This is a genomic window from Variovorax sp. M-6, assembly GCF_052114385.1.
Classification (GTDB): Bacteria; Pseudomonadota; Gammaproteobacteria; order Burkholderiales; family Burkholderiaceae_C; genus Variovorax.
In genome coordinates, this window is the sequence record NZ_JBFREQ010000030.1 from 1 (window position 1) to 13,274 (window position 13,274).

The window sequence follows — 13,274 nt, forward strand, 5'->3', positions numbered from 1 at the left end:
GGGTCGCGAAGGCATGCCAAGACGGGCCAATCAAGGCGCGCGACGCCGCATGTGCGTTGGCACATGCAAGGAGTGCAACGCGGAGTGGCACGTCTTGGCATGCCTTCCCTTCGGGTTGCCCGGCCCAGGGGCTGTCTGCGGCGTTGCCCACGCTTGCAAGGCGCAAGCCTTGCTGCGCACGGGCGCCTTGCGTCCAGCCCCTGGGCCGGGCAACGCGATCCCTGGAAATAGGGTGAACACGCCCTAGCTGGTGAGCGCGTCGGCCTGCCTGGAAACGCTGGCCTGCACGACCGCCGCAAAGGGCTCGGCCAGCGGCGAGGCGAAGCTCCCCGGCGGCGGATAGGCCAGCACCACCGACTGCAGCGCGAGCTGCCCGCGCAGCCGCCGGCAGGCGATGCGCTTGCCGTCATAGGCCTGGTCGCGCACCGGCCGCGTCGTCAGCAACGAGACGCCGAGCCCGTTCGCCACCAGCGCGCGGACCATCTCGAGCGAGGCGCTCTCGTGGGCGATCCGCGGCATGACGCCGGCGTCGCGAAACAGCGAGAGGAAGTACTCGCGGCTGTGCGGCAGGTTGATCAGCACCAGCGGCTCGCGCGAGAGGTCGGCGATGCGCAGGCTCGTGGCCTGGGCCAGCCGGTGCCCCCACGGCAGCAGCGCGTAGGGGCGCAGCTGCATCAAGGGCTCGAGCCGCACGCCGCGCGCCAGGCCGAGGTCGTACATCAGCGCGACGTCGAGCGCGCCGCGCTCCAGCATTCGCGTGAGGGTTTCGGTGTCGCCTTCGACCAGCTGCACCTCGATGGCCGGGCAGGCCACGGCCATGCGGGCCAGCATGTCCGGCAGCCAGCGCGGCGCCAGCGTGCTCAGGCAGCCGACGCGCAGCAGGCCGGCCAGCTCGCCCGAGCGCGGCGCAGCCAGCGCGCGCGCCTGCTCGAGCAGCGCATGCGCCTCGCGATGGCGCCGCGCACCGGCGCCGGTGAGCTCGAGCCCGCGCGCGTGCAGCCGGACGAACAGCGGCTCGCCCCACTGTTCTTCCAAGTCGGCGATCGCCTTGGAGATCGACGGCTGCGACACGCTGAGCGCCTCGGCCGCCCGGGCGGCGCCGCCGTGCCGGGCCGCGGCGACGAAGTACTCGAGTTGGCGAAGGTTCAGATGAATCATCTTTTTTGATCCAGAGCATCAATGAACAGTATTTTCAATTGATTCAATGCACACCGACCATGGCGACCTTCCGGTCACGAAAGGACCCCGCCATGACAGCCTCCGCCCGTCCGCTCGACGGCATCCGCATCCTCGACTTCACCCGCGTGCTCGCGGGGCCGCTTTCCACCGCGCTGCTGGCCGACCTGGGGGCCGAGGTGATCAAGATCGAACCGCCGCAAGGCGACGACTACCGCGCCATCGGGCCGATGAGGAACGGCGAGAGCGCTCTCTTCACGGTGATGAACCGCAACAAGAAGAGCATGGTGCTCGACCTCAAGCAGCCCGATGCGGTGCGCCTGGTGCGCGAACTCGCGGCCCGCGCCGACGTGGTGGTCGAGAACTTCCGCCCGGGCGTGGCCGAGCGGCTCGGCATCGGCCCCGAGTCGCTCGCGCGGCTGAATCCGAAGCTGGTCTACGTCAGCGTCTCGGGCTTCGGCCAGACCGGCCCCTATGCCCATCGCCCGGCCTACGACATCATCGTTCAGGCCATGAGCGGACTGATGGAGGCCACGGGCGACCCCGATGGCCCGCCCACCCTGGTCGGCGAGGCGGTGTCGGACGTGGTGGCCGGCCTGTTCGCCTCCTGGGCCACGCTGGCCGCGCTGCTGCAGACCCAGCGCACCGGCCGCGGCCAGCACGTGGACGTCGCGATGTTCGACACCACGCTGAGCTTTCTCGCGACCTCGATGGCGCGCTATCTCTTCACGGGCAAGCCGGCGCGGCGGGTCGGCAACCGGCATCCGCTGTCGGCGCCGTTCGGTGTCTATCGCGCGCAGGACGGCCACTTCGCGCTGGCGGTGCTCAACAAGAAGCTGTTCGATGCGCTGGCCGTCGCCATGGAGATCCCCACCCTCGTGCAGGACCCGCGCTTCACCACCGACGAGCTGCGCTCCGAGCAGGAGCCGGCGTTGCGCAGCCTGATCGAAGACTGGGCCGGGGCCCATCCGGTCGAGGAGGTCGTGCGCCGCCTCGACGCCGCGGGCGTGCCCGCGGCGCCGATCTGGAACATCGCGCAGGCGCTGGAATCCCCGCAGGCCCAGGCGCGCGAACTGCTGCGTGCCGTGCAGGACGATCGCCTGCCCGGCCTTCGCCTGCCGACTCAGCCCGTGCGCTTCGGCGGCGCCGCACCCAACCGCAACGCACGCGCCCCCGCGCTCGGCGAACACACCGACGAACTGCTCGCCAGCCTGCTGGGCTGCGGCCTCGACAAGCTCGCCGAGTTGCGCGAAGCCGGTGCCTTCGGCAGCGCAGCCCCCTCCTCTTCATCACCCAAGGAAACGACATGACACGACTCGGCGTCACCGAAGATGACCAGGCCCTGGCCGACGCGGTCGGGCGCTATGCGGCCGAGGCCGTCGCGCCGCTCGCGCGCGCCATCGACGAGGAGGAGCGCTCGGCCGCCTGCCATGTGCCGCAGCTCGCCGCGCTCGGCGTGATGGGCATGAACCTGCCCGAGCGCTGGGGCGGCCCCGGCGTGTCGCCGACGGCGATGCTGCTGTCGCTGGTCGAGATCTCGCGCGCCTGCGCCGCGACCTCCTCGATGATCGGCGCCCACTACCTGGGCACCGACGCGGTGCTGATCGGCGGCGACGACGCCCAGCGCGCGCGCTACCTGCCGCGTGCCGCCAGCGGCGAATGGCTGGCCGGCTTCGCGCTCACCGAGCCGCGCGGCGGCTCGCACCCGGCGGATCTGCGCACGCGTGCCGTTCGGGACGGCGACCACTACCGCATCGATGGCGTCAAGCATTTCATCTCGAACGCGGCCGAGGCGAAGTTCCTGGTGGTGTTCGCCAAGACCGACGCCACGGCCGGCGCGCGCGGCGTCAGCGCCTTCATCGTCGACACCGACCTGCCCGGCGTGACCGTCTCGCCGCCCGAGAAGCTGATGGGCATCCGCGGCGGCCATGCCTTCGAGGTCGCCTTCGAGTCGGTGAGGGTCCCGCTGGCGAACCGCCTCAGCGACGAAGGCAGCGGCTTCAAGACCGCCATGAAGGTGCTCGACAACAGCCGGCTCGACGTCGCCGCGACCTCGCTCGGCATCGCCGAGGCCGCGCTGGCCGCGGCCGTAGCCTGGGCCCGCGATCGCCAGGTCGGCGGCGAGCCGCTGGCCGGCAAGCAGGGCATCCAGTGGATGCTGGCCGACATGAAGCTGCGGCTCGAAGCCTCCTGGGGCCTCACGATGCAGGCCCTGGCGCTGCGCACCGCGGGCGAGCCCTTCACGCTGCAGTCGGCGATGGCCAAGCTCCATGCCTCCGAGATGGTCGCCTTCGTGACCGACACCGCGCTGCAGATCCACGGCGGCTACGGCTTCACGCGCGAGATGCCGCTCGAGCGCTACGTGCGCGACGCGCGCATCCTGCGCATCTACGAAGGTTCGTCGGAGATTCAGCGAAACATCATCGCACGCATCGTGCTGGGCTGAGCGCCGCCCGGGGGGCCGCTTCGGAGACAATGGGCACCGCGCGCACGGGAGGTGCGCGCGACCTCCTCAGCGACACGCGCTGCGGTGCCTCGGAGACAGAGGCGCGGCGCGACCCAACCATGGCGACCCCCTTGTCATCCCAGGCTTCCGAATCCCAGGCGATCGCGCCTGAACTGATCCTTCACGAGATCTTCGGCTACGCGCAGTTCCGCGGTCCCCAGCAGGCGATCGTCGACCATGTCGTGGCCGGCGGCGACGCGCTGGTGCTGATGCCCACGGGCGGCGGCAAGTCGCTGTGCTACCAGATCCCCGCCATCGCGCGCCAGCGCGCGGGCCACGGCGTGACCGTGGTGGTGTCGCCGCTGATCGCGCTGATGCACGACCAGGTCGGCGCGCTGCACGAGGCCGGCGTCGACGCCGCCTTCCTCAATTCGACGCTCGACTGGGAGCAGACGCAGGACGTCGAGCGCCGCATGCTGCGCGGCGAGATCACGCTGCTGTATGCGGCGCCCGAGCGCGTCAACACGCCGCGCTTCCTGTCGCAGCTCGATTCGCTCAGGGAGCGCGGCAAGCTGGCGCTGTTCGCGATCGACGAAGCGCATTGCGTGAGCCAGTGGGGCCACGACTTCCGCCCCGAATACCGCGCGCTGACGGTGCTGCATGAACGCTATGCCGGCGTGCCGCGCATCGCGCTCACGGCCACCGCCGACGCGCTCACGCGCGCCGACATCGTGGAGCGGCTGCAGCTCGAAGAGGCGCGCCAGTTCGTCTCCAGCTTCGACCGGCCCAATATCCGCTACACCATCGTCGAGAAGAAGGAAGCCACCACCCAGCTGATGCGCTTCATCGAGCGCGAGCACGAGGGCGACGCGGGCGTGGTCTATTGCCAGTCGCGCAAGCGGGTCGAGGACGTGGCCCAGACCCTGCGCGATGCCGGCGTCAACGCCCTGCCCTATCACGCGGGCCTCGATGCCGCGGTGCGCCAGAAGCACCAGGACCGCTTCCTGCGCGACGAGGGCATCGTGATGGTGGCCACCATCGCCTTCGGCATGGGCATCGACAAGCCCGACGTGCGCTTCGTCGCCCACCTCGACATGCCGAAGAACATCGAGGGCTACTACCAGGAGACCGGCCGCGCCGGCCGCGACGGTGCGGCGGCCGATGCCTGGATGGCCTACGGCCTGCAGGACGTGGTGAACCAGCGCCGCATGATCGACGAAAGCCCGGCCGGCGAGGAATTCAAGCAGGTGATGCGCGGCAAGCTCGACGCCCTGCTGTCGCTGGCCGAGGCCAGCGATTGCCGGCGCGTGCGGCTGCTGGGCTACTTCGGCGAGAAGAGCACGCCCTGCGGGAACTGCGACAACTGCATCACGCCGCCCCAGGTCTGGGACGGCACGGACGCGGCCCGCAAGCTGCTCTCCACCATCTACCGCGTGCAGCAGCAAAGCGGCATCAGCTTCGGTGCCGGCCACATCATGGACATCCTGCGCGGCAAGGCGACCGAGAAGGTCAAGCAGTTCGGGCACGAGAGCGTCAGCACCTTCGGCATCGGCGCGGAGTTCAGCGAAGCGCAATTGCGCGGCGTGCTGCGCCAGCTGATCGCCACCGGCGCGCTGTCGGTCGACGCCCAGGCCTACAACACGCTGCAGCTCACCGACGGCTCGCGCGCCGTGCTCAAGGGCGAAACCCAGGTGATGCTGCGCGAATCGGTCTCCTCGCCGGCCGAGCGCAAGCCGCGGCGCGACAAGGCGGTTCGCGGCGCGCCCTCGCCGGCCGCCGCCGCGCTCGACGCTTCGGGCCAGGCCCGCTTCACGGCGCTCAAGGCCTGGCGCGCCGAAGTCGCGAAGGAGCACAACCTGCCGGCCTACGTGATCTTCCACGACGCCACGCTGGCCGCGATCGCCGAGCGCGCGCCGGCCACCCTCGAAGACCTGCAGGGCATCAGCGGCATCGGCAGCAAGAAACTCGAGGCCTACGGCGAAGACGTGCTCCGCGTCTGCGCGGCGTTCTAGCTCGCCCCCCAGGTTGGCTACGGGCGAGTGACGATGCGGTTTTCGCGCAGCGGCGAGCGCACCAGGTAGGGAACGCCGGCGGCCTCGGCCTTGCCGAGCGCGACCTCGGCCTTGCTTGCCGCCGCGGCCGGGCAGGCACCGGTGCTGCGCAAGCTCAGTGCGGCCGCCAACCGGGCCTCCGCCGGATCGCCCAGCGCATGGCCGAAGTCGTCCGCCACCGCGCAGGTCGGCGCGAAGCCGTCGCCATAGTCGCCGGCGCCGAGCTGGTTCACGCCCTGGAACTGGATCGCGAAGTAGGTGGTGCCGCAGTTGTCCTGCGGATAGAAGCCATAGGGCTTGCCGCAGGTGGCGCCGCCGATCAGGTTCACCACGATGCCCACGCCGCGCAGGCTGTTGACGACCGATTCGCTGGCCGAGCAGGTGTCCGGCCCGGTGAGCACCGTGACGCGCGACAGGCCCAGTTGCGGCAAGGGCTGTCCCGCCTTGGTCGAGAAACCGCGTGTGGTCGCGTGGAACGGAATGGTCGCCTGCCCCGCGGTCAGGCGAAACGGGTTCTTGCTGTTGAACTGCAGCCTCTCGAACACCGCGTCGCGGGTGGCCGAATCCGTGCCGATCATGTAGGCCAGTTCGCTGGCGATGTCGAGCAGGCCGCCGCCGTTGTAGCGCATATCGATCACGAGGTCCGTGATCGAGTCCGCCTTGAGCTGGTTGACGGCGGCGATCAGCTGCGATTCGGCCGTCGCCACATGGTCGTTGAAGAGCAGGTAGCCGACCGGCCCATTGGCGGCGGCGAGGCTCTTCACGCTCTGCACAGGCGTGCGCGTGATGCGCGCCGAGTTCAGGCTGACCGTGCGCAAGCTGCCGTCGGCCGCCTGCAGCCTGAAGCTGTGCGACTCGCCCTCGCGCACCGGCGCCAGCCCCGCATTGAGTCCGGCCACATTCGCTCCGGATGCCACGTCGATGCCATCGATCTCGATCAGCTTCATGCCGCGCTCGATCGCGGCCTGCGCCGCCGGCGACCCGGGCTCGGTGAAGGCGACACGAATGTCGCGCGGCGGCGCGGCGCTCAGGAAGGCCAGTTCGAGGCCATAGCCGACCTCGATGCCGCTTTGCGACGATGCACGGTAGTCCGCCGTGTCGGCGGTGAAGTGGAAACGGTCCCTGGCGCGGCCGGAGGCGGTCAGGGCCGGCGTCTTCAAGGCGCCGAAGTACGCGATCGGCGTGGCGTAGTCCTTGGCGGCCAGCGTGGTCGGCACCTCGCCGAACCACAGGTAGGTCTCGTCGATCCAGCCGCGCACCCAGCTTTTCTCGGTGTCGAGCGAACCGGGGCGGTCGGGAAAGGCCGCGCCGGTGTCCGGATCGACGCCGAAGCGCGGTGCGGCACACTGGCCCTGCACGCTCGCCGAAGCGACGATCGCCTCGCCGCCCGGTGCCACCGGCGCGGGCGCGGCCACCAGCGGCAAGGCCGCGCCTCCACCGCCGCCACCGCCCCCGCATGCCGCCAGCAACCCAGCCGCTGCCAGTGCGGCAGCGCCCACGGCGCGCCGCGCCGTGTCCATCGAACGCACTCCCCCCATCGAACGCACTCCCTCTCGCGGGCCGCGGAAACGGCCCGCCTCTTGTGTGGGTCTTATTGAACGAAACCGATGCCGCGCGACTCGCGCACTTCGGGTTTGATGCGGTGCTCCGCATCGAGCTGGTCCAGGAACTCGGCGGCCGAGAACTCGATCGCCAGGATGTCGGTCTGGCGCTTGACCGCGGCGAAATCGCCCGGGCACAGCTGCGGCAGCCTGGCCAGCCGCAGTTTGATCTCGCTGGTGATCAAGCTCGCATCGCCGGCCAGCGCCTCGGTCACGAACATCCGCTCGCGCTGCTCGCCGGTCAACGGCATGAACTTGATCTTGAAGGTGAAGCGGCGCAGCGCGGCCTGGTCGAGCCGGTCGAGCAGGTTGGTGGTGCAGACGAAGATGCCGTCGAAGCGCTCCATGCCCTGCAGCATCTCGTTGACCTCGGTCACTTCATAGGTGCGCTGGGCCCCGCGGCGGTCCTGCAGGAAGCTGTCGGCCTCGTCGAGCAGCAGCACGGCCTTCTCGGCTTCGGCCTCCTTGAACATGGCCGCCATGTTCTGCTCGGTCTCGCCGACGTACTTGCTCATCAGGTCGCTCGCCTGCTTGATGATCAGCGGCCGCCCGATCGCCTTGGCGATGTGCTCCGCCAGCGCCGTCTTGCCGGTGCCGGGCGCGCCGTAGAAGCACAGCGTGCCATGGCCGCGCGCCTTCAGCGCCTCGACGATGCGCGGGATCTCGAAACGGGTCTCGACGTTGAGCATCTCGAGGTCGTAGGTGGTGACGCTGCGGCGCGCGCCCAGGCCATCGGACGTGCCGAGCGCGAGATCGGCATTCTTGAGCTGGCGCTCGATCAGGCTCTCGACGGACCCCCCGTCGGTCATCGCCAGCTCGGCGAAGCGCACCGCGGTCCGGATCTGCGCCGGCGTCAGGCCCTTGCGCCCGGCCAGCTTGGCCGTGAAGGCATCGGACACCGAGACGCCCTCGAGCGTCTTGCGCACCAGTTGCTCGCGAGCGCCGGGCGGCGGGGACTTGAGCTCCAGGTGGTAGGCAAAGCGGCGCCGGAAGGCCGGATCGATCTGCTCGATGCGGTTGGTGACCCACAGCGTCGGCACCGCGTTCGATTCGAGGATCTGGTTGACCCAGGCCTTGCCGCTCACGCTGCCGCTGGTGGGAGAGGGGACCTGCTCGGCGCGCGCCATGAGTTGCGCAGCCTCGGTGCTGATCGGCGGGAACACGTCCTCGACCTCGTCGAACAGCAGGGCCGCCTGCTCGCTGCCCTTCAGGAACACCTGGGCGATCTGCAGCGAGCGGTAGCGATCGCGGCCCGACAGCGAGTTGCCGTCGCGGTCGGCGTACTCGACCTCGAACAGCTCCAGCCCCGCGGCTTGCGCGACCACCTTGGCGAGCTCGGTCTTGCCGGTGCCCGGAGGCCCGTAAAGCAGCACGTTGACGCCCGGCTCCTTGCGCGCGACTGCGGCGCGCAGCAGGGTGACCAGCATCTGCGCATCGTCCAGCACGAAGGAAAAATCGTGGACCGACAGCGCGCTCTTGGCGGACGGCCGCGTGAACACCGCCATCAGCTCGTTGCGATCGCGGTATTCGCGCATCAGCACCGGCGGCAGCTTCTCGCTGACCTTCATGAGATCGGCCAGGTCGGTGATGTTGTGCTCGGAGATCAGGTTCTCGACCAGCCCGATGCGCTCCAGCCGGGACCCGGCGCGCAGCGCCTCGCCGACCTCGCTGGCGCTGACCCCGGCCACTTCGGCGATCGCGGCATAGGCCTCGGGCGCGTTGTTGACCTTGAACTCGACCAGCAGCGAGCGCAGGTCGCGCTGGTAGCGCGCCAGCGTGCCGTAGAGCAGCAGCGCGCGCTCGGCCTTGTTGAGCTGCAGCAGGCCGGCCAGCGCGTCGATGTTCTTCTCGACCAGGGTCGACTGCTTGCGCAAGGCATGGGTGAGCCAGTCGCGCGTCACCGACAGCACCGACAGCAGGTCCTTGGGCTGATCCTTGGCGTATTCGTCGAGGTAGAAGAACAGCGTGCCTTCCTCGTAGGGGCCGCGCCAGACACCATGGCGATCGAGCAGCGTGCGGCCGTCGTAGGCCTCGACGCCCTTCCAGATCTCGTTGCCGACGCAACGCCGCACCAGAAACTCGCGCAGGCGCTGCAGCACCGGCAGCGGCCAGACCAGATGGCGGCCGGTCAGGGACAGCAGCCCGTTGAGGTCCCGGCGCACGTTGAAGCGCGGGCCCTGCTTGGCCGCGAGAGTGAGCACGAAGTGCGAACACATGAGTTCGAGCACCGGCGCTTCCTTGAGTCCGGGCGATGGCAATGCGTGGCCGCGCGAAGCCGCGGCCACCACATCGACACCGGAACGCTTGACCATCGGACAACCTCCAGCTAGGAGCGGGTGAATCTGGAAGCGACCATAACGCAGAGTTTTGGCTTCGGGAAGACCAAGGGCACGAAATACCCTCATGTCGCGAATCCGTCCACAATTCACCGGATGGTTGGAATCGAAGACATAGAACGCGCGGCGGTCCGCCTGCAGGGGCAGGTGCTGGACACCCCCTGCGTCGAATCACGCACCCTTTCCGAGATCGTCGGCGCCCAGGTGTTCCTCAAGTTCGAGAACCTGCAGTTCACCGCCTCCTTCAAGGAACGCGGCGCCTGTAACAAGCTGGTCGACCTCTCGGAAGCCGGCACGCGGGGCGTGATCGCCATGTCGGCCGGCAACCATGCCCAGGGCGTGGCCTATCACGCGCAGCGCCTGGGGCTGCGCGCGCTGATCGTGATGCCACGCTTCACGCCGGGCGTGAAGATCGAACGCACGCGCGGCTTCGGTGCCGAAGTGGTGCTGCACGGCGACACGCTCGATGCGGCCCGCGCGCACGCACTGGCGCTCGCCGAGCGCGAGGGGCTGGCCTTCGTCCACCCCTACGACGACGAGGCGATCATCGCCGGGCAGGGCACGCTGGCGCTCGAAATGCTGGATGCCGTACCCGATCTGGACGTGCTGCTGGTCTCGGTGGGCGGCGGCGGGCTGATCGCCGGCATGGCGGTCGCCGCCAAGGCGCGCAAGCCGGACATCCGCATCGTGGGCGTCCAGACCTCGCGCTTCCCGGCCATGGTGAATGCGGTGCAGGGCACCCACCACCCCCAGGGCACGAGCACGATCGCCGAAGGCATCGCCGTGGGCACGCCCGGCGTGCTGACCCGCGAGATCATCGCCCGCGAGGTCGACGACCTGCTGCTGGTGGACGAGGGAGACATCGAGCAGGCGGTGCTGATGCTGCTCGAGATCGAGAAGACGCTGGTCGAGGGCGCGGGTGCGGCCGGACTGGCCGCGCTGATCCGCCATCCCGACCGCTTCCGCGGCCAGCGCGTCGGCCTCGTGCTGTCAGGCGGGAACATCGACCCGCTGCTGCTGGCGGCAATCATCGAGCGCGGCATGGTGCGCGCCGGCCGGCTCGCGCGCGTGCGGGTCAGTGCGCGCGACGTTCCGGGCTCCCTGGCCCATATCACGGCCACCGTGGCGGAAGCGGGCGCCAACATTGATGAAGTGCACCATCAGCGTGCGTTCACCATGCTGGCGGCGCAGAACGTGGATGTGGAACTGGTGCTCCAGACGCGCGGGCGAGAGCACCTGGCGGCGGTGCTGGAGGCCTTGCGCGGGGCGGGGTTCGAGGCTGCGGAGCAGCGCTGACATCCTGCTGGCGCAGATGCGGCCAAGCCAGTCCGCCGGGTCTGGCAACCCCCTAGACCGCGGCCGGCGTATCAACCGGTAAAATGACCGCCAGTCTCGAGTACCCAAGGAATCCCGATGTCCAATCCCACCCCCCACGAGCCCGGCCATGCAGTTGCCGTCGAACCCGACGCGGTCGAGTCGATCGTCCCCCTCATGCCCCTGGTGCTACCCCTCGTCGGCGGGGTGCTGATGCTTCTTCTGGCCTCCATCGCCATCTACATGGCCTGATTCCGGCGGTCGCCCCCGCGGACACCCCGTGTCCCCGCGCTGGCGCGACCTGCCTCAGGTCCAGGGGGTCGCCCGAGCGCCGGCCCGCCCTGGTCCACACGGGCTTCCATCCAGCCTCCTCCCTAGACGGAAGCGTTTTTTCCAACGGACTTCGGCCGCCCGATCGCGTCGAGTCCCGTTCGAAAAGACGATTTTCAACTTCGGAGATATACGATGAACGCACCGCTGAAGGGACTCGCCATGCAAGCGCCCTCCCATGTCAAGAACGCGAAGCTGATCGCCTGGGTGGCCGAGATGGCCGCGCTGTGCAAGCCCGAGCGCATCCATTGGTGCGATGGCAGCCAGGAAGAGTACGACCAGCTCTGCCAACTGATGGTCGATGCCGGCACCCTCAAGAAGCTCAATCCGGCCAAGCGTCCCAACTCCTTCCTCGCCACCTCCGATCCGAGCGACGTCGCGCGCGTCGAAGACCGCACCTTCATCTGCTCCGCGAAGAAGGAAGACGCCGGCCCGACCAACAACTGGATGGCCCCGGCGGAAATGCGCGCGACGCTGCAGCCGCTGTTCGACGGCTGCATGAAGGGCCGCACGATGTACGTCGTGCCGTTCAGCATGGGCCCGCTCGGCTCGCCGATCGCGCACATCGGCATCGAGCTGTCCGACAGCCCCTACGTGGCGGTCAACATGAAGATCATGACCCGCATGGGCCGCGCCGTGTACGACGTGCTCGGCGACAACGGCGAGTTCGTGCCCTGCGTGCACACGGTCGGCGCGCCGCTGCAAGCCGGCCAGCAGGACGTGGCCTGGCCCTGCAACAAGACCAAGTACATCGTCCACTACCCGGAGACGCGCGAGATCTGGAGCTACGGTTCGGGCTACGGCGGCAACGCGCTGCTCGGCAAGAAGTGCTTCGCGCTGCGCATCGCGTCGAACATGGGCCGCGACGAAGGCTGGCTGGCCGAGCACATGCTGATCCTCGGCGTGACCAACCCGGCCGGCAAGAAGTACCACGTGGCCGCGGCCTTCCCGAGCGCCTGCGGCAAGACCAACTTCGCGATGCTGATCCCGCCGGCCGGCTTCGACGGCTGGAAGGTCACGACCATCGGCGACGACATCGCCTGGATCAAGCCCGCCGCCGACGGCAAGCTGCGCGCGATCAACCCCGAGGCGGGCTATTTCGGCGTTGCGCCCGGCACCAACATGCAGACCAACCCGAACTGCATGGCCAGCCTCGACCGCGACGTGATCTTCACCAACGTGGCCCTGACCGATGACGGCGACGTCTGGTGGGAAGGCATGGGCGAGGCCCCCGCGCACGCGATCGACTGGCAGGGCAAGGACTGGACGCCCGCGATCGCCAAGGAGACCGGCGCCAAGGCCGCGCATCCGAACGCCCGCTTCACGGTCGCCGCGATCAACAACCCGGCGCTCGACGCGGCCTGGGACGACCCGAAGGGCGTGGCGATCGACGCCTTCATCTTCGGCGGCCGGCGCTCGACCACCGTGCCGCTGGTGACCGAAGCGCGCAACTGGATCGAGGGCGTCTACATGGCGGCGACGATGGGCTCGGAGACCACCGCCGCGGCCGCCGGCCAACAGGGCGTGGTGCGGCGCGATCCGTTCGCGATGCTGCCCTTTGCCGGCTACAACATGAGCGACTACTTCCAGCACTGGCTGGACCTCGGCAAGAAGCTCGAGGCCTCGGGCGCCCGGCTGCCGAAGATCTACACCACCAACTGGTTCCGCAAGGGCGAGGACGGCAAGTTCGTCTGGCCGGGCTACGGCGAGAACATGCGCGTGCTCAAGTGGATGATCGACCGCATCGAGCAGAAGGCCGAAGGCAGCGAACACGTGTTCGGCGTCAGCCCGCGCTACGAGGACCTCAACTGGACCGGCCTGGACTTCAGCGCCAAGCAGTTCGACACTGTCACCAGCATCGACAAGGCCGCCTGGCAGGCCGAACTGAAGCTGCATGCCGAGCTGTTCGAGCAACTGGCGCACCACCTGCCGCAGGAGTTGCCGGCGACGAAGGCGGCGATCGAGAAGCGCCTCGCGGCCTGAGCCTCTGCGCCAACGAAAAAGCCGCCCGAGGGCGGCT

Annotated in this window: 9 protein-coding genes; 6 read left to right on the plus strand and 3 right to left on the minus strand. The window is 69.2% G+C overall.

The annotated features are described in order from the left end of the window. Window positions 1-243: 243 nt before the first annotated feature. Window positions 244-1,158, minus strand: a complete 915-nt coding sequence (locus tag AB4Z46_RS27035; RefSeq protein ID WP_442286638.1) for a LysR family transcriptional regulator — start codon at window positions 1,156-1,158, stop codon at window positions 244-246. A gap of 92 nt (window positions 1,159-1,250) precedes the next feature. On the opposite strand from AB4Z46_RS27035, the gene AB4Z46_RS27040 reads away from it, so the two are divergent. From AB4Z46_RS27040 to recQ, 3 genes are all read left to right on the plus strand, one after another. Next, window positions 1,251-2,486: a CaiB/BaiF CoA transferase family protein gene (locus tag AB4Z46_RS27040; protein ID WP_442286639.1), complete on the plus strand. Its 1,236-nt coding sequence runs from the start codon at window positions 1,251-1,253 to the stop codon at window positions 2,484-2,486. Continuing rightward, window positions 2,483-3,622 (plus strand): acyl-CoA dehydrogenase family protein, encoded by a 1,140-nt coding sequence (locus AB4Z46_RS27045; RefSeq protein WP_442286640.1) that lies wholly within the window; start codon window positions 2,483-2,485, stop codon window positions 3,620-3,622. The genes AB4Z46_RS27040 and AB4Z46_RS27045 overlap by 4 nt, the downstream gene beginning before the upstream one ends. 119 nt (window positions 3,623-3,741) lie before the next feature. Further along, entirely contained in the window at window positions 3,742-5,634 is a 1,893-nt protein-coding gene (recQ, locus tag AB4Z46_RS27050; protein ID WP_442286641.1) for a DNA helicase RecQ, read from the plus strand. Window positions 5,635-5,651: 17 nt separating this feature from the next. Here the strand turns inward: recQ and AB4Z46_RS27055 are convergent, their stop codons facing one another. Both AB4Z46_RS27055 and AB4Z46_RS27060 read right to left on the minus strand, forming a co-directional pair. Further along, the gene (locus AB4Z46_RS27055) at window positions 5,652-7,193 is read right to left on the minus strand and encodes a S41 family peptidase (RefSeq protein ID WP_442286642.1); all 1,542 of its coding nucleotides are present in this window, start codon (window positions 7,191-7,193) and stop codon (window positions 5,652-5,654) included. Between the two features lie 71 nt (window positions 7,194-7,264). Beyond that, window positions 7,265-9,586: an ATP-binding protein gene (locus tag AB4Z46_RS27060; protein WP_442286643.1), complete on the minus strand. Its 2,322-nt coding sequence runs from the start codon at window positions 9,584-9,586 to the stop codon at window positions 7,265-7,267. A 120-nt stretch (window positions 9,587-9,706) separates the two neighbouring features. On the opposite strand from AB4Z46_RS27060, the gene AB4Z46_RS27065 reads away from it, so the two are divergent. From AB4Z46_RS27065 to AB4Z46_RS27075, 3 genes are all read left to right on the plus strand, one after another. Next, window positions 9,707-10,906: a threonine ammonia-lyase gene (locus tag AB4Z46_RS27065; protein ID WP_442286644.1), complete on the plus strand. Its 1,200-nt coding sequence runs from the start codon at window positions 9,707-9,709 to the stop codon at window positions 10,904-10,906. 117 nt (window positions 10,907-11,023) lie between these two features. Further along, on the plus strand, window positions 11,024-11,176 hold the full coding sequence (locus AB4Z46_RS27070; RefSeq protein WP_442286645.1) for a hypothetical protein: 153 nt from the start codon (window positions 11,024-11,026) through the stop codon (window positions 11,174-11,176). 213 nt (window positions 11,177-11,389) lie between these two features. Beyond that, window positions 11,390-13,237: a phosphoenolpyruvate carboxykinase (GTP) gene (locus AB4Z46_RS27075; RefSeq protein WP_442286646.1), complete on the plus strand. Its 1,848-nt coding sequence runs from the start codon at window positions 11,390-11,392 to the stop codon at window positions 13,235-13,237. Window positions 13,238-13,274: the final 37 nt, after the last annotated feature.

Coding starts and splice junctions, on each gene's coding strand:
- AB4Z46_RS27035 (WP_442286638.1), bottom strand. CDS start 1,158: ATGATTCATCTGAACCTTCGCCAACTCGAGTACTTCGTCGCCGCGGCC.
- AB4Z46_RS27040 (WP_442286639.1), top strand. CDS start 1,251: ATGACAGCCTCCGCCCGTCCGCTCGACGGCATCCGCATCCTCGACTTC.
- AB4Z46_RS27045 (WP_442286640.1), top strand. CDS start 2,483: ATGACACGACTCGGCGTCACCGAAGATGACCAGGCCCTGGCCGACGCG.
- recQ (WP_442286641.1), top strand. CDS start 3,742: ATGGCGACCCCCTTGTCATCCCAGGCTTCCGAATCCCAGGCGATCGCG.
- AB4Z46_RS27055 (WP_442286642.1), bottom strand. CDS start 7,193: ATGGACACGGCGCGGCGCGCCGTGGGCGCTGCCGCACTGGCAGCGGCT.
- AB4Z46_RS27060 (WP_442286643.1), bottom strand. CDS start 9,586: ATGGTCAAGCGTTCCGGTGTCGATGTGGTGGCCGCGGCTTCGCGCGGC.
- AB4Z46_RS27065 (WP_442286644.1), top strand. CDS start 9,707: ATGGTTGGAATCGAAGACATAGAACGCGCGGCGGTCCGCCTGCAGGGG.
- AB4Z46_RS27070 (WP_442286645.1), top strand. CDS start 11,024: ATGTCCAATCCCACCCCCCACGAGCCCGGCCATGCAGTTGCCGTCGAA.
- AB4Z46_RS27075 (WP_442286646.1), top strand. CDS start 11,390: ATGAACGCACCGCTGAAGGGACTCGCCATGCAAGCGCCCTCCCATGTC.